The organism is Streptomyces sp. B8-7 (genome assembly GCF_058833805.1).
On record NZ_JBYRRL010000002.1, the window covers coordinates 1,082,926 to 1,103,148 of the forward strand.

15 protein-coding genes are annotated in these 20,223 nt (G+C 76.6%); 11 read left to right on the forward strand and 4 right to left on the reverse strand.

Going from position 1 to position 20,223, the window contains the following annotated elements; genetic code table 11:
- The first annotated feature begins 71 nt into the window (after positions 1 to 71).
- From AC5K6T_RS13360 to AC5K6T_RS13370, 3 genes are all read left to right on the forward strand, one after another.
- The gene (locus AC5K6T_RS13360; protein ID WP_493208702.1) at positions 72 to 854 is read left to right on the forward strand and encodes a beta-phosphoglucomutase family hydrolase; all 783 of its coding nucleotides are present in this window, start codon (positions 72 to 74) and stop codon (positions 852 to 854) included.
- Complete coding sequence (locus AC5K6T_RS13365; protein WP_493208704.1) at positions 851 to 3,193, forward strand: glycoside hydrolase family 65 protein; 2,343 nt, start codon at positions 851 to 853, stop codon at positions 3,191 to 3,193. The genes AC5K6T_RS13360 and AC5K6T_RS13365 overlap by 4 nt, the downstream gene beginning before the upstream one ends.
- A 364-nt stretch (positions 3,194 to 3,557) precedes the next feature.
- Positions 3,558 to 4,502: a lysylphosphatidylglycerol synthase domain-containing protein gene (locus tag AC5K6T_RS13370; protein ID WP_493208705.1), complete on the forward strand. Its 945-nt coding sequence runs from the start codon at positions 3,558 to 3,560 to the stop codon at positions 4,500 to 4,502.
- Positions 4,503 to 4,729: 227 nt separating this feature from the next.
- Here AC5K6T_RS13370 and AC5K6T_RS13375 read toward each other — a convergent pair whose 3' ends face one another.
- Positions 4,730 to 4,948, reverse strand: coding sequence for a hypothetical protein (locus AC5K6T_RS13375; RefSeq protein ID WP_493208707.1), 219 nt, complete (start codon positions 4,946 to 4,948; stop codon positions 4,730 to 4,732).
- Between the two features lie 164 nt (positions 4,949 to 5,112).
- Entirely contained in the window at positions 5,113 to 6,006 is an 894-nt protein-coding gene (locus AC5K6T_RS13380; RefSeq protein WP_493208709.1) for a Gfo/Idh/MocA family protein, read from the reverse strand.
- Positions 6,007 to 6,437: 431 nt separating this feature from the next.
- Between AC5K6T_RS13380 and bdeA the strand changes: the two genes are divergently transcribed.
- The 8 genes from bdeA to AC5K6T_RS13420 all read left to right on the forward strand — a co-directional run bounded on the left by bdeA (position 6,438) and on the right by AC5K6T_RS13420 (position 18,265).
- Positions 6,438 to 7,436, forward strand: coding sequence for a bis(hydroxyethyl) terephthalate hydrolase (bdeA, locus tag AC5K6T_RS13385; protein ID WP_493208710.1), 999 nt, complete (start codon positions 6,438 to 6,440; stop codon positions 7,434 to 7,436).
- A 169-nt stretch (positions 7,437 to 7,605) separates the two neighbouring features.
- Positions 7,606 to 10,989: a helix-turn-helix transcriptional regulator gene (locus AC5K6T_RS13390; protein ID WP_493208711.1), complete on the forward strand. Its 3,384-nt coding sequence runs from the start codon at positions 7,606 to 7,608 to the stop codon at positions 10,987 to 10,989.
- Between the two features lie 266 nt (positions 10,990 to 11,255).
- Positions 11,256 to 12,512: a PucR family transcriptional regulator gene (locus AC5K6T_RS13395; RefSeq protein WP_493208712.1), complete on the forward strand. Its 1,257-nt coding sequence runs from the start codon at positions 11,256 to 11,258 to the stop codon at positions 12,510 to 12,512.
- A gap of 487 nt (positions 12,513 to 12,999) precedes the next feature.
- A complete protein-coding gene (locus AC5K6T_RS13400; protein ID WP_493208713.1) occupies positions 13,000 to 13,812 on the forward strand; it encodes an ABC transporter ATP-binding protein in 813 nt (270 codons plus the stop codon).
- Entirely contained in the window at positions 13,809 to 14,774 is a 966-nt protein-coding gene (locus tag AC5K6T_RS13405; protein WP_493208715.1) for an ABC transporter ATP-binding protein, read from the forward strand. The genes AC5K6T_RS13400 and AC5K6T_RS13405 overlap by 4 nt, the downstream gene beginning before the upstream one ends.
- Entirely contained in the window at positions 14,771 to 15,667 is an 897-nt protein-coding gene (locus tag AC5K6T_RS13410; RefSeq protein WP_493208716.1) for a branched-chain amino acid ABC transporter permease, read from the forward strand. Before AC5K6T_RS13405 ends, AC5K6T_RS13410 begins: the two co-directional genes overlap by 4 nt.
- 124 nt (positions 15,668 to 15,791) lie before the next feature.
- A complete protein-coding gene (locus AC5K6T_RS13415) occupies positions 15,792 to 16,976 on the forward strand; it encodes a branched-chain amino acid ABC transporter permease (RefSeq protein ID WP_493209345.1) in 1,185 nt (394 codons plus the stop codon).
- On the forward strand, positions 16,973 to 18,265 hold the full coding sequence (locus tag AC5K6T_RS13420) for an ABC transporter substrate-binding protein (RefSeq protein WP_493208718.1): 1,293 nt from the start codon (positions 16,973 to 16,975) through the stop codon (positions 18,263 to 18,265). The genes AC5K6T_RS13415 and AC5K6T_RS13420 overlap by 4 nt, the downstream gene beginning before the upstream one ends.
- A gap of 392 nt (positions 18,266 to 18,657) precedes the next feature.
- Here AC5K6T_RS13420 and tgmB read toward each other — a convergent pair whose 3' ends face one another.
- Together tgmB and tgmA are read right to left on the reverse strand one after the other, a co-directional pair.
- A complete protein-coding gene (tgmB, locus tag AC5K6T_RS13425) occupies positions 18,658 to 19,647 on the reverse strand; it encodes an ATP-grasp ribosomal peptide maturase (protein ID WP_493208719.1) in 990 nt (329 codons plus the stop codon).
- Between the two features lie 13 nt (positions 19,648 to 19,660).
- Positions 19,661 to 19,852, reverse strand: coding sequence for a putative ATP-grasp-modified RiPP (gene tgmA, locus AC5K6T_RS13430; protein WP_493208720.1), 192 nt, complete (start codon positions 19,850 to 19,852; stop codon positions 19,661 to 19,663).
- Positions 19,853 to 20,223: the final 371 nt, after the last annotated feature.

The following is a 20,223-nucleotide window of genomic DNA, read 5'->3' on the forward strand; positions in this document are numbered from 1 at the left end:
CGTACCGCCGTACTCCCTTACGTCGAAAAGTCGTTCACAAGGATCGCGCCGATCGGGGAAGGATCACCCCTATGAAGGATCTCGGTCTCCCCGAAGGAATCCGCGCCTGCCTGTTCGACCTCGACGGGGTCGTGACGAAGACGGCCGTGGTGCACGCGGCGGCCTGGAAGGAGATGTTCGACGCCTTCCTGCACGACCGTGAAGGCCCCGGCTTCCGTCCGTTCGACGCCCACGCGTACGACGAGTACGTCGACGGGCGCCCGCGCGCCGACGGCGTGCGCACCTTCCTCGCCGCCCGCGGCATCCGCCTGCCCGAAGGCGACCCGGACGACCCGCCCGAGGCGCAGACCGTGCACGGCCTCGGCAACCGCAAGAACCTGCTCCTCCTGGAGCGCATCCGCGCCGGCGGCGTCGAGGCCTACGACGGAACCCTGGCCTACCTGGAGGCCGTGCGTGCCCGGGGTCTCGGCACGGCGGTCGTCTCCGCCAGCGCCAACTGCCGCGACGTGCTGCGCGCCGTGCAAGCCGAGCACCTGTTCGACGTCCGGATCGACGGGCTCGTGGCCGCCGAGCGGGGGCTGCCCGGCAAACCCCGCCCGGACACCTTCCTCGCCGCCGCCCGCGAGCTGGGCGTGACGGCCCGGCAGGCGGCGGTGTTCGAGGACGCGCTGGCCGGGATGGACGCCGGCCGCTCCGGCGGGTTCGGCTACGTCGTCGGCGTCGACCGCGCCGGCCGCCGCGACGCGCTCCACGCGCACGGCGCGGACGTCGTCGTGTCCGACCTGGCAGACCTGGCAGACCTGGCAGACCTGGCGGACCTGGGCGAGCCGGCCGACCTGGGAGGCGGGCAGTGATCAACCAGCGGGCCTACAGCGTCGAGCCCTGGGCCGTGCGCGAGACGTCGCTCGACCTCGACGTGCTGGCGCAGAGCGAGTCCGTGTTCGCCCTGTCCAACGGCCATGTCGGCTGGCGCGGAAACCTCGACGAGGGCGAACCCCACGGACTGCCCGGCTCCTACCTCAACGGCGTCCACGAAGTGCACCCGCTGCCCTACGCCGAGGCGGGCTACGGCTATCCCGAGAGCGGGCAGACCGTCCTCAACGTCACCAACGGCAAGGTGCTGCGCCTCCTCGTCGACGACGAGCCCTTCGACCTGCGCCACGGCCGCGTCGTCCGCCACGAGCGCACCCTGGACCTGCGCCGCGGCGTCCTGGAGCGGGACTGCGAGTGGACGTCCCCGGCCGGAACGACCGTACGGGTGCGCTCCACCCGGCTGGTCTCCCTCACCCAGCGGGCCGTGGCCGCCGTCGCCTACGAGGTGGAGCCGGTCGGCCGCGAGGCCCGGGTGGTGATCCAGTCCGAGCTGGTCGCCAACGAGTCCCTGCCGGACCCCGACGGCGACCCGCGCGCGGCCGCGGCCCTGAAGTCGCCGCTGGAGCCCGAGGAGCCGTTCGCCGACGGCTGCCGGCTGCGCCTGGTGCACCGCACCCGTCGCAGCGGCCTGCGGGTCGCGGTCGCCGCCGATCACACCGTCGTCGGACCGGACGGCACACTGACCGGGGCCGGCAGCGACCCGGACGTGGCCAGGCTGACCGTCACCTCCGTGCTGCGGCCCGGACAGCGGCTGCGGGTGGAGAAGTTCGTCGCGCACGGCTGGTCCGGCAACCGCTCCCGGCCGGCGATGAGCGACCAGGTCGACGCGGCCCTGGCCGCCGCGGCACACAGCGGCTGGGCCGGTCTGCTCCGCGAGCAGCGAGCTCACCTGGACGACTTCTGGGCCCGCGCCGACGTGGAGGTGGGCGGCGACGAGGAGATCCAGCAGGCGGTGCGCTTCGCCCTGTTCCACGTGCTGCAGGCCGGGGCCCGCGCCGAACAGCGCGCCATCCCCGCCAAGGGCCTGACCGGCTCGGGCTACGACGGGCACGCCTTCTGGGACTCCGAGACGTTCGTGCTGCCGCTGCTCACCTACACCTCGCCCGACGCCGTGGCCGAGGCGCTGCGCTGGCGGCAGAGCACCCTGCCCGCCGCCCGCGCCCGCGCCGTCCAGCTCGGCCTGCGGGGCGCGGCCTTCCCGTGGCGGACCATCGACGGCTCCGAGGGCTCGGCGTACTGGCCCGCCGGCACCGCGGCCTTCCACGTCAACGCCGCCATCGCGCAGGCCGTACGCCGGTACGTCGCCGCCACCGGCGACACCCGCTTCGAGCGGGACACCGGGGTGGAACTGCTGGTGGAGACGGCCCGGCTGTGGCGTTCCCTCGGCCACCACGACCCGCACGGCACCTTCCACATCGACGGCGTCACCGGCCCCGACGAGTACAGCGCGGTCGCGGACGACAACACGTACACCAACCTCATGGCCCGCGCGAACCTGCTCGCCGCCGCCGACGCCGCCGAACGCCACCCGGAGCAGGCCGCGCGGCTCGGAGTGGACGAGGAGGAGAGCGCCGGCTGGCGGGACGCCGCCGAGTCCGTGCACATCCCCTACAACCGCGAACTCGGGGTCCACGAGCAGCACGCCGGCTTCACCCGCTACCAGCGCTGGGACTTCGCGGGCACCCGCCCCGAGCAGTACCCGCTGCTGCTGAACTTCCCGTACTTCGACCTGTACCGGAAACAGGTCGTCAAACAGGCCGACCTCGTGCTCGCCATGTACACCTGCGCCGAGCACTTCGACGACGAGCACATCGCCCGCAACTTCGCCTACTACGAGCCGCTCACGGTGCGGGACTCCTCGCTGTCGGCCTGCTGCCAGGCCGTCATCGCCGCCCAGGCGGGCCATCTCGGGCTGGCCCTCGACTACACCGCCGAGACCGCCCTGATGGACCTGGCGGACCTGGAGCACAACACCCGCGACGGCCTGCACATCGCGTCCCTGGCCGGCACCTGGACGGCCCTGGTCGCCGGGTTCGGCGGCATGCGCCAGGACGCCGACGGGCTGCGTTTCGCGCCCCGCCTGCCCGAACGGCTCAACCGGCTCGCGTTCAGCGTGCAGTTCCGGGGCCGTCGGCTCCAGGTGGAGATCACCCAGGACAAGGCCGTGTACACGCTGCTCGCCGGGCGGCCGCTGCGGATCCGCCACCACGGTGCGGCCTGCACCGTCACCGCGGACGGCCCGGCCGTCCGCACGGTGCCCGCCGCGCGGGCCCGGCCCGCCCCGCAGCAGCCCCCGCACCGCGAGCCGAAGACCCGCTGACCGCACCGCGCACCGGACACCGCGCACCGGACACCCGCCGACCGCGGAGCCGGGGAAGCCGCCGACCGCGGAGCCGCTGCCCGCCCTGCCCGGAGAGACCCGCCGACCGCACCCCCCGAGGCCCCGCGGGCCCTCCCCACTGGGGGCCGCGGGGCCTCGTCGGGCCCGGCGGCCCGGCCGGGTCAGGCAGTTGGCCGTACGGGGCGCTGCACCCCCGGACACAGTGGGTTAGTTTTTCCTTGTTTTCCCCGACATCGGCCGGCCGTCCGGCCGCGTGTGCCGGCGCCCCGCCCGGACGACGGTCTCCGGCCGGGCGACGCGTCCGGCCGGTGCGGGGACTCACGGTGCGGGAGGGCAGGGCCGTATGACGTCACCTCAGTCCACCGCCGCCGTCCCCGCCCGCAGACGGGCCTGCCGGCACACCCTCGTCCCGCTCGGCGTGCTGGCGGCCGCCGGGTACCTCGCCCACCGGCACTGGCGGGTGCTGGAGAACGGGGCGCTGCGGCTGGCCGCCGCCGACCGGGGCTGGCTCCTGGCGGGGGCCGCGGCGACGCTGCTGACCTGGGGCTGCGCGGCGCTCGCCCAGCAGGGCGCGGTGGTCCGGCCGCTGCCCGGACGGCGGCTGGTGGCCGCGCAGTTCGCCGCCTCCGCCGCCAACCACTTCCTTCCCGCGGGCCTCGGGGCGGGCGCCGTCAACCTGCGCTTCCTGGTGCGCTGCGGGATGCCGGCCGCGCGGGCGGCGACCGCGCTCGGGGTGAAGGCCGCCGCGAGCGTCCTGGTGCGCGGCACCCTCATCGCGCTGCTCGTCCTCGGCTGCCCGGGGGTGATCCGGGCGCCGGGCCTCCCGCCGGCCGGGCCGCTCGCCGTCCTCGCGGTGGCCGTCGCCGGACTGCTGCTGGGCGGTCTGCTCGGCCCCCGGTGCAGGCGGGCCCTCGCCGGGGTGCGCGCCGACATCCGGCAGGTGCACGCCCGGCCCTCGCGGGCGGCCGCGCTGTGGGGCGGCTCGCTGGCCTTCGCCCTGCTGCACGCGGCGGTCCTGTACTCGGTCACGCGGGCCGTCGCCCTGCCGCTGCCGCCCGCCCGGGTCGCGCTGCTGTACCTCGCCGCCAGCAGCGCGGCCGCCCTGCTGCCCACCCCCGGCGGCCTCGGTTCGCTGGACGCCGCGCTGGCCCTCGCCCTCACCGCGGCCGGCGCCCCCGCCCCCGCGGCCGCCTCCGCGGTACTGGGCTACCGCCTGCTCACCGTCTGGCTGCCGCTGGTGCCGGGCCTGCTGGTGCTCGGCCTGCTGGTGCGCCGCCGGATGCTGTGAGCGGCTGCCCGCCGGCCCCGCTGCCGCACCCCCGCCCCCGCCCCCCGCCGCCGTCGCCGCCCCGCGCGGCGTCGGCGGCGGGGGCGGCACTCCTCCGCCCGGGCGGCCGTGCCGCCGCGGCAAGGGGGCCTCCCGGCATCCGCCGCGGGCGTGCGGCAGCGGCTCACGCCTCGGACCCGGGCGGCGCCGCCGGCGCGGTCCGGGCCCGTCGTCGTGCGGCCGCGGTCTCAGGGAAGCAGCTTGTCGAGGGCCGCGGGGCCCTCCTGCGCCAGCTTCCGCCTGGCCCACTCCAGTGCGCCCGGAGTGAGGTCCTTGCCCGAGGCGAGGACGATGTCTTCCGGCGACACCTCGCCGCCGGTGCGGGTGTGGAGAAGGCTGTCCGGAGTGGCGCGGTCCGGATGCCAGTGCGCCTCGGGCCGGGACGCTTCGGGCTGGGAGTTGGACATGATCGGTGCTCCTCCGGTGAGGGAGTGTGCCGCGGCCCCGCAGAGCTCTCCGGGTCCACTAACACCATTCAACGCCTCGGCGCGGAGTGCATCCGGAGAGGCCGGCCGGAGGGGCCCGGTACGCCGCCCGCACGGGGGCGCCCGGTTTCCCGCGATGCGCCCGGTCAGCCCTCCTGGGCGGTCAGCAGGTCCTCCGCCTCGGCCAGGATCTCCGTCACCCGCAGCCCGAACCCCGCGTCGCAGGGGTGCGGACGGCCGGTGCGGGCCGCGGCCAGCAGCGCGTCCGCGGCCCGCACCAGCGCGGGCACCGCGGCCTCGCCGCCGGTCATCGGCAGCCGGGCGACCCCGGCCGTGCCCCGCAGTTCCACATCGGTGCCCGCCGCCTGCGGCGGAGCGGTCAGACTGAGGGTGAGCGCGCTGAACGCGCCGCCCTCGTGCTCGACCACCAGGTGCGCCGTGTCCTCGGGGCCGTGGGCCGCGGCGGCCACCCGCACCGCGTCGCCGAGCACCGGAAGCAGCACCGACAGGGCGTGCGGGCCGACGTCCCACAGCGCGCCCTTCTCCCGCCGCCACGGGGACTGGGCGAAGGGACTGCCGCCTGGGCCGAAGACCGACCCGAGCCACTGCGCCCGCGCGGTGAACCAGCCGTCCTCGGCGGCCTGCTCGGTGATCCAGGCCTCCGCCTCCGGCTGGAACCGGGTGGTGAAGAAGACGACCGAGGCGACCTGAGCCTCCCGGACGGCCTCGGCCACGGCCCGCGCCTGCGGGACCGTCACCGCGACCGGCTTGTCCAGCAGCAGGTGCCGGCCCGCGCGTGCGGCGCGCACCGCGAGGTCCGCCTGCACCCCCGGCGGCAGGGCGACCGCGACGGCGTCCACGTCCGCGATCAGGGCGTCGGCGTCGTCGTAGGCGCGGGTGCCGTGGCGGACCGCCAGCTCCTTGGCGGCCTCCGGACGCCGCCCCCACACGCCGACGAGCTCCAGCCCCGGATGGGCCTCGAGAGCGGGCCCGTGGGCCATCCGGGCCCACGGGCCTGTACCGAGCAGTCCGATGCGCATACCGCCGCCTCTCCACGGTGCCGAACCCGGTACCGGGCGCTGGGGCCGGTACCCGTGCCGAACCCGGTACCGGTGCCGAACCCGGTACCGCCGGCGGCCGGGCGGGCCACCGGTTCGCGGTGAGCGTGCCACACGCCCCGGGCGGCCGCGCAACCCCCGCGGCGCGGGCGTCCGGGGGCGCAACGACGCACGACCGGTGATTTCGCCGGTTGCGGCGGGCGCCACCGCCCGGAGAGTGGCTGTCGCCGGCCGCCCGGCGCAGGAGCCGGGCGGCCGGCGCCCCCGTGCCGGGTGCGTGCCGCACAGGCCGCACACGGCCGGGACCCGACCCACTCGCGCCCCGCAGGGCCCGGCCCGCGCCCGCAAGGGCGGACCGGCGCGCCCCTTGCGGGCAGACCCCGTGCGCCATACGGCAGAGAGGACGACTCGTCGTGCAGCAGCACCCCCACACCCCCGTCACCCCCGAGGTCACCCCCGAGGTCACCCCCGAGGTCACCCCCGAGGTCACCCCCGAGGGCACCCCCGAGGCCGCCCGCCCGGCCCCCGCCCGGCACCGCCGTCCGCGGCGGGCGGCCGGAGCGCTCGCCGCCCTGACCGCGTTCGTCGGCCTGGGCACCCTGTCCGGGCCCGGCGCCCACGCCGCGGCCAACCCCTACGAGCGCGGGCCCGCACCGACCACCGCGAGCATCGAGGCCCTGCGCGGCCCTTACACGGTCTCCGAGACGTCGGTGTCCCCGCTCCTGGTCACCGGCTTCGGCGGCGGCACGATCTACTACCCGACCAGCACCGCCGACGGCACCTTCGGCGCGGTCGCCGTGTCGCCGGGGTACACCGGCACCCAGTCCTCGATCGCCTGGCTGGGCCCGCGGCTGGCCTCGCAGGGCTTCGTGGTGTTCACCATCGACACGATCACCACGCTGGACCAGCCCGCCTCACGCGGCCGGCAGCTCCTCGCCGCCCTGGACTACCTCACCGGACGCAGCTCCGTGCGCTCCCGGATCGACAGCAGCCGGCTCGGCGTGATGGGGCACTCGATGGGCGGCGGCGGCAGCCTGGAGGCCGTCGCCTCACGGCCCTCGCTCCAGGCCGCGATCCCGCTGACCCCGTGGAACCTCGACAAGACCTGGCCCGAGGTCAGCACCCCCACCCTGATCTTCGGTGCCGACGGCGACACGGTCGCCCCGGTGGCCACACACGCCCAGCCCTTCTACAGCAGCCTCCCGTCCAGCACCGACCGCGCCTACCTGGAGCTGAACCACGCGACCCATCTCACGCCGATCACCTCCAACACCACCATCGCCAAGTACAGCGTCTCCTGGCTCAAACGGTTCATCGACGACGACACCCGCTACGAGCGGTTCCTGTGCCCGCTGCCGTCGCCGAGCCTGACCGTCGAGGAGTCCCGGGGGAACTGCCCGCACGGCTCCTGACCGGCCCGGCCGACTGTGCCGGCGCCCGACCACGGGTCCACCCCGCTGGGCGCCGGCCCAGAGCGCGGCGGTGCCCCCGGCCGAAACGGCAGGTCGCGCGGGACATCCCCGCCCGACGGCGCGGGGGTACGGCTGTCGGGAGCGGTTACCCGTGCGTAACCTCGCGGGAATGACCGGATCGACGCTCCTGACGACACGGCCACGCCTGCACGGCCGCGGCCCGCAGCTGCGTGCCCTGGCCGCACTGCTGGACCGGCTGCCCGACGGACCGCAGGACGGACCGCAGGACGGAGCGCGGGGCGGACCGCACGCGCAGGCGGGTGCGCTCGTCCTGGCCGGCGAGCCCGGGATCGGCCGCACCGCTCTGCTGGAGCACGCGGCTCACGCGTTCACCGCCGGCCCGGTCCTGCGGGTGCGCGCCGAGACCTCGTGCGGGCACGCCCCGTACGGGGGACTGCACGCGACGGCCCGTGCCCTGGCCGGGGCGGTGGGCACAGGGGACGGGCCCTTACCGCCGGCGCCGCCGGAGTGCGGCAGCGGCCCCGCCCGGCCGGCCGGGGCGGACCCGGAGGCCGGGGCCGCGTGGCCGGCGGCGCTGCAGGCGGCGGCCGGGGCCGGGCCGCTCCTGCTCTGCGTGGACGACGCCCACCTGTGGGACGCTCCGTCCCGGAGGGCACTGGCCCGCTTCGCGCGGTCCACGCCCCGCACGGGGCCGGGCGGCGTCCCGCAGGCGGGACGGGTGGGACTGCTGCTGGCCGTCGCCGGACACCCGCCCGCCGACCTCGCCGGACTGCCCGTACTGCACGTCCCGCCCCTGCCCGCGGAGGCCGCGGCCGCCCTGCTGGACGAACTGGCCGGCCCCGCCCTCGACGCCGCCGTACGGGCGGAGCTGCTGGCGGAGGCCGTGGGGAACCCCGCCCTGCTGCGGGGCCTCGCGGAGCGCCTGTCCCCGGCCGAGCTGAACGGAACACACCCCCTGCCGCGGCCGCTCGCCGACGCCGCGATCCTCACCCGCCTGGCACGGCACCGGCCGGACCGCCTCCCGCCGTCCGTCGCCGACCTGCTCCTGGTCACCGCGGCGGCGCTGTGCGACGGCGACGACCCGGCAGCGGACGGACGGCGCGACGCCGCCGCGGACGCGGCCCTGGTCGGTGCCGCCCTCACCCGCCTCCCCCCGGCACCCGGCGCGTCCGACCGGGCCGTCCCGCAGCCCGGCCCCGCCGCCCCCGCGGGCGCCGGCCCGGGCGGTGGTGCGCCCCGTGATGCGGCCGACGCCGCGGTGCGGGCCGCGGACGGTGGCGCGGTGCGGCCGGAACGCGGCTCGGAGGGGTTCCCGGGGAGCCGCCGGGGCGGTGGCGAGGGGGCCGCCCTCGACGACCTCCCCGCCGCCGCCCGGGCCGCACTCGCGCTGACCGACGGGCGGCTCCGCTTCTCCGGTGCCGTCCTCCGCCGCGCCGTCTACGCCGGGGCCCGCCCGGAGCGGCGCCGCGCCGCGCACCTGGCGCTCGCCCTGGTGCACGACGACCGGGGCGACCGGCTGCGGGCGCTGCTGCACCGGGGCCGGGCCACCACCGGCCCGGCCGCGCCGCACGCCGCGGGCCTGGCTGCGGACCTGGCCGCGGCGGCGTCCGACCCGCGCTCGGCCGCCCCACCCCGGCTGCGGGCCCTGGCCCACGCGCGCGCCGCCGAGCTGACCGCCGACCCGGCCGGGCGGGCCCGCCGCCGCACCGTCGCGGCCGAGCAGGCCCTGCGCGCCGGGCTGCCGCACCGCGCCCTCACCCTCCTGGACGCCGCCGCGCAGGACCCGCTCCCGGACGACGTGCGCGGCCGCGCCGAACTGCTGTACGGCACGGCCCAGTTGTCCGACGGTCCCACCGCCACCGCCCGCGAGTCGCTGCTGACCGCCGCCGCGCTCCTGGCCGGCCCGGACCGGGCGCTCTCGGCGACCGCCGCCCTGCGTGCCTCGGACGCGGCCTGGGCCTCCGGTGACCTGGAGGGCTGCCTGGAGGCCCTGGCCTTCGACCACCGGGCCGCCACCCCGTCCACCGGACGCCCGGGCCGCCTGCCGGACGGGGGTCCCGCGCACGGCCCCGAGCCCCGGCGCGGCCCCGGGGAGGCCCCTCCCCGGACCGCGGCCCCCGCAGCTTCCGCGGCCCCCGCAGCTTCCGCGGCCCCCGCAGCTTCCGCGGCCCCCGCAGTTTCCGCGGGTGCCGCTGCCAGCGGTTCGGTGCTCCCCGCCCGCCGCGCACCCGGCCCCGGCCCCGGCCCCGGACATGGCCCCGGCCCCGGCCACCGCCCAGGCCTGCATACCGTGCTGGAGCTGGCGCGCGAGCAGGCCGCGGAGCCGCTCGAGCGGCTCCGCGCCGCGGCGCGGGAGCACGGCGAGGCCGAGGACGTGCTGCGGGCCGCCGTCGCCGCGCTGGTGTTCGGCGACCTGCCCGCCGCCGCCCGTACGGCGGCGCGTGCCCGGTCCGTGGCCAGGGCCGGCGGCGACCGGGCCGTCGAACCGCGGGCCCTGGAGTTCCTCGCCTACGCCGAACTGCGCAGCGGCCACCACGCGCGGGCCCGCGCCCACGCGGAGGACGGCCTGCGGGCGGCGACCCGGTCCGGGCAGAGCAACACGGCGGCCGGCCACCACGCCGTGCTCGCGCTGGCGGCGTCGATCGAGGGGGAGACGGCCGTCGTCACCCGGCACGCGGCCGCCGCGCTGGCCACCGCCCGCCGGCACGGTCTGGCGCAGACCGCGACGCTCGCCCAGTGGGCCCTGGGCCGCGCCGACCTGGGCCGCGGGCGCCCCCTGGAGGCGGCCGACCGGCTGGGCCCCCTGGTCCGGCCGGGCCCGCGGCGCGGCCACTTCGCGGTGTGGATGCTCGCCCTGCCCTGCTGCGTGGAGGCCGCCGTCCTGGCCGGCCGGCCGGGCGACGCGCACGGTCCCGTCGAGGACCTCGCCGCCTGGGCCGCGTTCGGCGCCGACCCGCAGGCCCCCGCCCAACTGCTGCGCTGCCGTGCCCTGCTCGCCCCGCCGGACGCCGCCGACGAGCTGTACCGGCAGGCCCTGGCCGCGCACGAGCGCACCCCCGGCGGCTTCGAACAGGCCCGTACGGAGCTGCTGTACGGCAAGTGGCTGCGGCGCCGTCGGCGGCTGCGCGAGGCCCGCGACCGCCTCGGCGCGGCCCTCGTCGGCTTCGAGGCGTGCGGCGCCCGGGTGTGGGCCGGGCAGGCGCGCGGCGAGCTGCGGACCTACGGGACGGCACAGGACAGCCCGCCGGAGACGGCCCGGGACACGGCTCCGGGCGCCGCACACGGCACGGCCCCGGGCGCCGGGCGCGGCGCGGCGCTGGCCCGGCTGACGCCCCAGCAGCGCCGGATCGCCCGCCATGTCGCCGACGGCGCCACCAACCGCGAGATCGCCCGCATCCTCGCCGTCAGCACCCGGACCGTGGACTACCACCTGCGCAACGTCTTCGCGTCCCTCGGCGTCCGTTCCCGCGTCGACCTCGCCCGCCTGGTCGAACGGGCCGGACCCGCCGACGGCAACCGGCAGGGCCGGTGAACGCGCGGCCACGGGGCTCCCGCCCGCGGACCGCGGCGCCGCGACCGCAGCGGTTCACCGGCTCGGGACGCCCGGCACGGCAGGTCTCCGCGCGGTCGCACCACCCGCGTGCGTCCCGTGCGCGGGTCACGCCGCGCCTGGCGGCACGCCGCACCCGACGCCGCGGGTCCCGGCAAACCTTTCCGGTCGCAGCACTAGGGACCGACTGGACGGTATGTCATCCTTCCGGCAGTAGTCGGGTCGCACACCCCTGGGGGAGGACCGAGATGCAGCGCGCCGTACGCTACCGAACGCCGCACCGTCCCGGACCGGCCGTCGTACCGCGATCGCGGACGAGGCCCGTCCGGTCGCTGATCGACGCCGAGGCCGTCACCGTCCTGCACCGCGCGGCCCGCGTCCTGCTCGACGACCTGCCCGGGCTGACGGACCGCCTGCTGGCCGTCGTGCAGGACCAGGAGCCCTCCTACCGCGCCGCCGTCGCCGCCGACCCGACCGCCATCTGGCAGGAGATGCACCGCTCCCTGCGGCACAGCGTGGCCTCACTGCTCGACCCGCGCGGCACCCGGGACGCCGCCCGCCGCTGCTCGTGGATGCTCGGTGCCACCCGCGCCGAGCAGGGACTGCCGCTGGACGCGATCCTGCACGCCTTCCGGCTCGGCGGATCCCTGGTCTGGCAGCGGCTGGTGGAGGAGACCTCCCGGACCGCGGCGGAGGACGTGCGCCTGCTCGTGCACGTGGCGACCGACGTCTGGAACTTCGTCGACGAGCACTGCACCCTCGTCGCCGACGCCTACCACCAGGTCGAGCGGCAACTGGCCTGGCAGCGGGAGAACCGGCTGCGCGTCCTGGTCACCGCCCTGCTGGACGGCACCAGCCGCATCGCCGACCTCCCCGAGACGGCGCAGGCCCTCGGCCTGCCCGAGCACGGGCGGTACGCCGTCCTCGCCGTCGCCGTCGCCGACGACCCGCTCTCCGGCGGCACCGGGCCGCGCGGCGAGCACCTCGTGCCGGGTGGGCGGGTGCACTGGCACTTCGGCGCCGAGGTGGACTACGGCATCGTCCCCGCCGACGCCGGGATCCCCGGCCCCGACGCCGCCGGCGCCCGGATCGGCGTCAGCGGCGAGGTCGAGGGGCTCGCCAAGGTCGGCGACGCCCGCTCCCAGGCGGACCTCGCGCTGAGCCTGTGCCCCGAGGACGGCGGCACGGTCCGGCTCACCGAGCAGCTGCCCGCCGCGCTCGTCGTCTCCCGCCCCGCTCTCGGAGGCGCCCTCGCCGACCAGGTCCTCGGCCCCCTGACCGGACTCGATCCCGCCGACCGCGAGGTCCTCCTCGACACCGTCGCCACCTGGCTCGCCTGCGACGGCTCGGCGCGCCGGGCGGGGGAGCGGCTGTACTGCCACCGCAACACCGTCCTCAACCGGCTGCGCCGCTTCGAGCAGCTGACCGGCCGCTCCCTCGCCCGGCCCTCCGACGTCGTCGAGGTCAGCCTCGCCCTCACCGCGCGCCGTCTGCTGCGCGGCTGACCGCGGCCCGGTGCGCGGGCCGCGGCCGCTGTCGCGCGGCCCGGCCCCGGGCGGCGGACACCCCGAGCCCGGCCCCGTCCGTCCCGGACCGGCCCGTCGTTCGCCGGCGTCCGGCGCGCGCGGGCGGGCCCGCCCCGGCGCCCGCCCGCCGTGCGCGGCGCCCGCCTGAGTCCGCGCGCCCGCGGCTGCCGCACGCCCGTCACGCGTCCGCACGCCCTCGGCCGGGCCGGCCGGTACACCCGCGGCCGCGTACACCCGTGGCCGCGTACACCCCTCACCGCCGCCGCCCGCCGGGACGCGGTCCCGCGCGCCGGACCCGTGCGGTCCGCGGCCCCCTGGGCAGCGGCACAACGACCGGGGCCCCGCTCTGTAGCGCCGCAGCCCTCGTGCTGATCGCCCTGTACCGCCCCGTCGGGCCCGTGCTGTCGTGAGCACCCCTTTCCGTATGACCCGTGCCCCTCGCAGGGCGCGGACCCGAGGAGCCGCGATGCCCGAAGCACCACCGGACGACGCGCCCGCGCTGCATGTCGAGGACGTCGACGTGACCTACGGCCGGGCCCTGTCCGCACTGCGTTCCGTGTCCCTGACCGTGCCGCCCGGCGCCGTCGTGGCCCTGCTCGGCGCCAACGGCGCCGGGAAGACCACGCTGCTGCGCGCGGTGTCCGGCACCCTGCGGCTGCACCGCGGCGCGGTCACGGCCGGCCGCCTCCGGTACGGCGACACCGCACTCGACGGGCGCGACCCCCTCGCCGCGGTCCGCGCCGGAGTGGTCCAGGTCCCGGAGGGCAGGCGCGTGTTCGCCGGGCTCTCGGTCGACGAGAACCTCCGCGCCGGCGGCCTCGGCCTCGGCCGGCGTGCCCCGGCCCGGGTCCGCGAGGCGCGGGAGCGGGTGTTCACCCTGTTCCCGCGCCTCGCGGAACGCACCCGCAGGCCGGCGGGCCTGCTCTCCGGCGGCGAGCAGCAGATGCTCGCCATCGGCCGCGCCCTGATGGCCGCGCCCCGGCTGCTGCTGCTCGACGAGCCCTCCCTCGGACTCGCCCCGCGGATGGTGGCCCGGATCGCCGAGGTCGTCCGTGAGATCAACACCCAGGGCACGGCCGTCCTGCTGGTCGAGCAGAACGCGGGCATGGCCCTGTCGCTCGCGGGACACGCCCACGTCCTGGAGGTCGGCGAGGTCCGGCTGTCCGGCCCGGCAGCCGAACTCGCCCGCACGGACGCCGTACGCCGCCTCTACCTCGGTGAGAGCACCGACGCCACCCCCCGCCCCTGCGAGGACGCCGGCGCACAGGGGGCCGCGTGAGCCACGGCACCGCGCCACCCGTCCTCGACGTCCGGGACGTCACCGTCCGGTTCGCCGGGCTCACCGCGCTCGACGGCGTCTCCTTCACCGTCGCCCCCGGCTCCGTGCACGCCCTCATCGGGCCCAACGGGGCCGGCAAGTCCACCTGCTTCAACGTGCTGTCCGGTCTGTACCGGCCCGTCGCCGGCACCGTCCGGCTCGGCGACGCCGATCTGACCCGGCTGGCACCGCACCGCGTCGCCGCGCTCGGTGTCGCCCGCACCTTCCAGAACATCGTCACCACCGAGGGCACCGTCGCCGACAACCTCATGCTCGGCCGGCACGCCCTGACCCGCGCCGGGTTCGCCTCCACCGCGCTGCGCCTGCCCGGGGCCCGCCGGGAGCAGCGCGAACAGCTGGCCAGGGTCCGCGACATCGCCGAACTCACCGGGCTCGGAGCCCACTTCGACGCGCCGGTGGCCACGCTGTCGTACGGCGACCGCAAGCGCGTGGAGTTCGCCCGCGCCCTCTGCCTGGAGCCGCGCGTGCTGCTGCTGGACGAACCGGTGGCCGGGATGAACGCCGCCGAACGCGCCCGCACCGCCGCGACCGTGCGGGAGGTGCGAGAGCGGCTCGGCCTGTCCGTCCTGCTGGTGGAGCACGACATGGGCCTGGTGATGCGGCTGGCCGACGAGGTGACCGTGCTCGACTTCGGCCGCGCCATCGCCCACGGCACCCCTGACCAGGTCCAGCGCGACCCGGAGGTCCTGCGCGCCTACCTCGGCGACGGCGACGACCACGGCGACCACAGCGGCGACGGCAACGGCGACGACAGCGGCGACGGCAACGGCGACGACAGCGGCGACGGCAACGGCGACGGCAACGGCGACGACAGCAGCGACGGCAACGGCGACGGCCAGAGCCCGGGCGGGGACGGCGGTCCCGGCAGCGGCGGCCCCGGCAGCGAGGAGAACGCGGCATGACCGGCCTGCTCGACCACACCCTCAACGGCCTCGCGCTCGGCGCCGTCTACGCCCTGGTGGCCCTCGGCTTCGTCGTCGTGTTCAAGGCCTCCGGAGTCATCAACTTCGCCCACGGCTCCCTGCTGCTGCTCGGCGGCTACCTCGTCGCCGTGCTCCACGACGACCTCGGCTTCGCGGGCGCGCTCGCGGTGGCCGTCCTGGCCACCGCGGCCGTGGCCGGCGCCCTCGACCGGCTGCTGCTGCGCGGCGGCGACCGCGATCCGCAGGCCGCGCACGTGCAGACGATCGTCACCATCGGCGTCGACATCGTGCTCTTCACCGACCTGGCCCGGCGCATCGGCGGCGACCTGCTCACCCTCGGCGACCCCTGGGGCGACTCCGTGGCCCGGCTCGGGCCGCTCACCGTCGCCGACAGCCGGCTCGCCGCGATCGCCGTGTCCGCCGTCGTGATCGGAGCGGTGTTCGCGCTGTTCCGGTTCACCCCCTGGGGGCTGTCCCTGCGGGCGTCCGCGGAGGACCTGGAGGCGGCCGCACTGATGGGCGTACGCCTGGTGCGCGTGCGGACCCTGGCCTGGTGCCTGGCGGGCGCCCTGGCCGCGCTGGCCGCGGTGTTCCTCGCCGCGTTCCCCGCGCCGGGCCTGGAGCGCACCACCGGGCAGATCGCCCTGAAGGCCTTCCCGGCCGCCATCCTCGGCGGTATGGCCTCGCCGCCCGGGGCGCTGGCCGGCAGTCTGCTGATCGGCCTCACCGAGTCGCTGGTGGCCGGCTACCAGTCCGAACTGCACGTGCTGGGCGAGGGGTTCGGCGACGTCGCCCCCTACGCCGTGATGGTGCTCGTGCTGCTGGTACGGCCCACCGGGCTGTTCGGCGCGAAGGGAGCGGCCCGTGTCTGACCCCACTGACCCCACTGACCTGTCTGGCCCCACTGACCCCGCTGCCGCCCCCGCGACCGCGGCCGCCGCGACCAGTCCGCCACCGCGCCGCACCGCGGCCGGACTCGCCCGCGGCGTACGGCACCTGCCGGCCCCGCTGCTGCCCGTGCTGCTGCTGTGTGCGCTGCCGTTCTACCTGGACGCCTTCTGGCTGCGGGTCGGCCTGTTCGCGATGGCCGCCGCCATCGGCGCCGTCGGGCTCGGCCTGCTCTCCGGCACCGCGGGCCAGCTCTCCCTCGGCCATGCCTTCTTCCTCGCCGTCGGCGCCTACGGCTACGCATGGCTGGCCGGCGAACCGGGCCCCGGCCTCCCGCCGCTGCTGGCCCTCGTCCTCGCGGTGCTGCTGGCCGGAGCCGCGGGGGGCCTGTTCAGCCCCGTCGCCGGCCGGGTCCGGGGCATCTACCTGGGCGTGGCGACCCTCGCACTGGTCTTCCTCGGCCACCATGTGCTGCTCACCGCGGACTCCGTGACCGGGGGCTTCAACGGGCGCTCGGTACCGCCGCTGACCGTGGGCGGCTTCTCCTTCGCCGACACCGACCCCGAACTCGTCCTGCTCGGCGTGCCGTTCGGCGCCGAGGAGCGCCTGTGGTACCTGGGCCTGGCGCTGCTCGCGCTGACCTGGTTCACCGCCCGCGGTATCCTCGCCGGCCGCCCCGGGCGGGCCCTGGCGGCGGTGCGCGACAGCGAGACCGCTGCCGCCGTCCTCGGCGTGCACGTGGCCCGCCACCGCTCGGCGGCCTTCGTCGTCTCCTCGATGTACGCCGGCCTCGCCGGGGCCCTGCTCGCACTCGCCTTCCGCCGCATCGTCCCCGACTACTTCGGCCTGGCCCTCTCCATCGACTACCTCGCCATGATCGTCATCGGCGGGCTCGGCTCGGTGGCCGGCGCCACCGCGGGCGCCGTCTTCGTCACGGCCCTGCCCCTGCTGATGAGCCGCTACGCCGGCCAACTGCCACTGGTGGCGGCGCCCGGCACCACCAACGGCGCGGTGGGCCCGACCGAGGCGGCCCGCTACCTCTACGGCGCCGCCATCGTCGTCATCCTCCTGTACGCCCCCGACGGACTGGCCGGCCTGGTCCGCCGACTGCGCTCACACCTGCTGCGCCGTCGCCCCGCCGCGGATTCGGCCGGGGCGACGGCGCAGGCCCCCTCCCCGGACGCCCCCACCCCAGGCCCTGCCTCCTCCTCTTCTTCTTCTTCCCCCGCCTCTTCCCCTTCCTCTTCCCCTTCTTCCTCCAGCACCGCACGAGCCAAGGAGCACTCGCCGTGAACGTCAGCCGCCCCCGCCCCGCCCGCATCCTCCTCGCCTCGGCCCTCGCGGCGCTCCTGCTCACCTCCACCGCATGCAGCTCCAAGGCGGGCGGCGACGGCAAGGGCGACGCCGCCGACGGCGCCGACGGCGCCGACGGCGTCAAGTCCGGGCCCGGTGTCACCGACACGACGCTCCGTCTCGGCGCACTGACCGATCTGACGGGCCCCTACGCCACCCTCGGCAAGAGCATCGTGCAGGCCCAGCAGATGTGGGCCGACGAGACCAACGCGGCCGGCGGCATCTGCGATCGCAAAGTCGAGATCGTCGTCGAGGACCACGGCTACGACGTGCAGAAGGCGGTCACGGCCTATGCCGACATCGCCCCCGACGTCGTCGCCCTGCCCCAGGTGATCGGCTCGCCGGTGGTCGCCGCGCTCCTCGACGACATCGAGCGCGACCACATGCTGACCTTCCCGCAGGCCTGGGCCGCCTCCCTGCTGGGCAAGGAGTCCGTGCAGGTCGTCGGTACCACCTACGACCTGGACATGATCGCCGCCGTCGACTTCCTCACCCGGACCAAGGGACTGCGGAAAGGCGACTCGATCGGCCACGTCTACTTCGAGGGCGACTACGGCGCGAACGCGCTGGAGGGCTCGCGCTGGGCGGCCGAGCGGGCCGGGGTGAAGGTGGTGGCACAGAAGATCAAGGCGACGGACACCGACCTGTCCGCACAGGTGTCGGCGCTCCGCAAGGCCGGGGTGAAGGCGGTCCTGATCAGCGCGGGGCCCGCCCAGACGGCCTCCCTCGCCGGTGTCGCCGCCTCCCGCGGGCTGACGGTGCCCATCGTCAGCAACGCCCCGGGATTCGCACCGCAGTTGATGGAGACTCCCGCGGCCAAGGCGCTCGCGGCCATGCTGCACGTGGTCAGCGCCGCCCCGGCCGTCAGCTCGGACCTGCCCGGCGTCCGGAAGATGGTCGCGGCCTACGAGAAGGCCTACCCCGGCTCCCCGGTCGACTCCGGCGTGCTGTCCGGCTACAACGCCGCCCAGCTGATGGGGGCCGACCTGAAGAAGGCCTGCGAAGGCGGCAGCCTCGACCGCGCCGACGTGGTCGAGGCGCACCGGTCCCAGCAGAACGCCGACACCGGGCTGGGCACCCCGCTGGACTTCTCCGACGTCTCCCGCCCCGCCGGCTTGAAGACGTACGTGCTGCGGCCGGACGCGAAGGCGGTCGGCGGGCTGGCCGGCGTCGAGGACGCGCACGCGGCGCCGGGCGTCGAGGACTACCTCCAGGCCCACACCTCCTGACCAGGCCCACACCCCCTGACCAGGACCGTCCCTCCTGACCAGGACCGTCTCTCCCGACCCGGCCGTGGACGGGCACACCGCCGCCGTGGACGCCGTCCGTGCGGCGGCACCCACGGCGGGCGCCGCCGGGCGCTGCCCGCCGTGCCGGGTGGTGCGGCAGGCACGGGCGGTTGCGGTGGGGCCGGGTCCGGCGGTGGCCGGGTCCGGCCACCGTCCCGGAGCCCGGCTCCGCCGCCGACAGCGTTGTCGAGGACCGGTCCGGCTCGGCCCACGCCGGCGCGGGCCTCCCCACCGCGCGCTCCGCACCGGCGTCCGCCCGGCCGGAGCGCACCCGGACCGCCCCTGTCCGGCCTGCCCGCTTGTGACACATCTCACGCCGTCGCGCTCCCGTCTCACGGCACCACCGCGCTGGTCCCGCCCCTGCCGCGCTGACGGGGCAGTGACGGCGGCGTCACCGCCAGCCACTCGGCGATCGTGCGGGCGATCGGCTGGCCCGTCTCCACCTCGATGAAGCCGAACTGCCCCGACTGGTTGCACTCCAGGAACCACCACGTCCCGTCCGCGTCCTCCGCGAAGTCGAAGGCGCCGTAGGCGAGTTCCGCCTCGCGCAGGTAGGTGTGCACGCTGTCCGCGATCCGGGGCGGCACCTCGGCCGGCAGCCAGGGCACGCCGGACTCGCTGAAGCGGACGTCCACGTCGTCGGGGTCCGTGTCCGGCGGCGTGGCCTTGCGCGCCGCGAGCAGCCGGTCGCCGACCGCGGTGAGCCGGACGTCCGCGGCCTTGGCGACCCGGCGCTGCAGCAGCGTCGGACCGTACGCCACGGCCGAGAAGTCCGTGCCGGGGGCCACCCGGCTGGTCGGCACCGCGCGCGGCGGCTCCTGCGGATGCGCCCCGGACACCGGCTTGACCACCAGGTCCGGGAAGCGTTCGGCGAACTCCCGCGCGGCCTGCGGGAAGGTCGTGATCAGTGTGGCCGGCACGGGCAGCCCGCTCTGCTGCGCCAGCCGCAGCTGCCACGGCTTGTGGCGGGCCCGGCGGGCGGCGTCGGGGTGGTTCATCCAGCGGGCGGTGCTGCCGCGCAGCATGCCGTAGAGCGCCTGTGAGGACTCCTCGGTCAGCCATGCGGACGGCTCGGCCACCCGGGCGGCCGGCGTCCCCGGTCTGCGCACCCAGACGGACCGCAGCCCCTCGATGCCCACCAGGCGCCCCGCGGACCACAGATGGCCGCGGAAGGAGCCGTGCACGTACTCGCCCGAGAGCGCGACCTGGCCGGTCAGATCGGCCGGGTCCAGGCGCAGCACGGGCACTCCGGCCGCGTGCAGGTGCACGACCACCATGTCCGCCGTCACATCCTGCTCGGATGTCAGGATCAGCACGGTCATCGACGTTCCGTGTTCAGTCGTCGAAGTGCGTCTTGGAACCGGCCGTCGACGTCGTGGTCCCCAACTCTCTCAACAGGGCGAGATCGGTGGCGGCGATCCTCCCGTCGAGGAGCACGTTCAACTGCAGTCCGGAGTCATAGGTGTACGCAGCGGTAACATCCAACTCCACTGCCGCGCGTGCATAGTTGAGCGCGAACGGTTGCATGGTCTCTCCCTCGTCGGTGCTGCCCCGGACAAGTCCCGGCGCAGGCCGCTGTCTTGCGTCGCCCCGTGGATCTTGCGGGACTTCCATTCTTTATACGATTCGAACGAGTGAATGGTTTCGTCACACTCCGTAGTCACGGGCGTGTCGGTCGCTCTGAACCTGAGACGGCCGAGGTCGCCGGTCGGTTGACTTTTTTCTCGGAGCAGGGGTCTACCTGTGCAGCCGCGTGTGCGGGGCCGCCGCTGGGTCGGACGGTCCCGCGTCGTTCTCCGGTTCCCTCAGACGGGCCCGACCGTGAGTCCGACGGCCCGGCGCGGGCTCGTCGGCGGCACCGGGGTGACGGTGGCGAGCGCGAGACTGGTCGGTTCCAC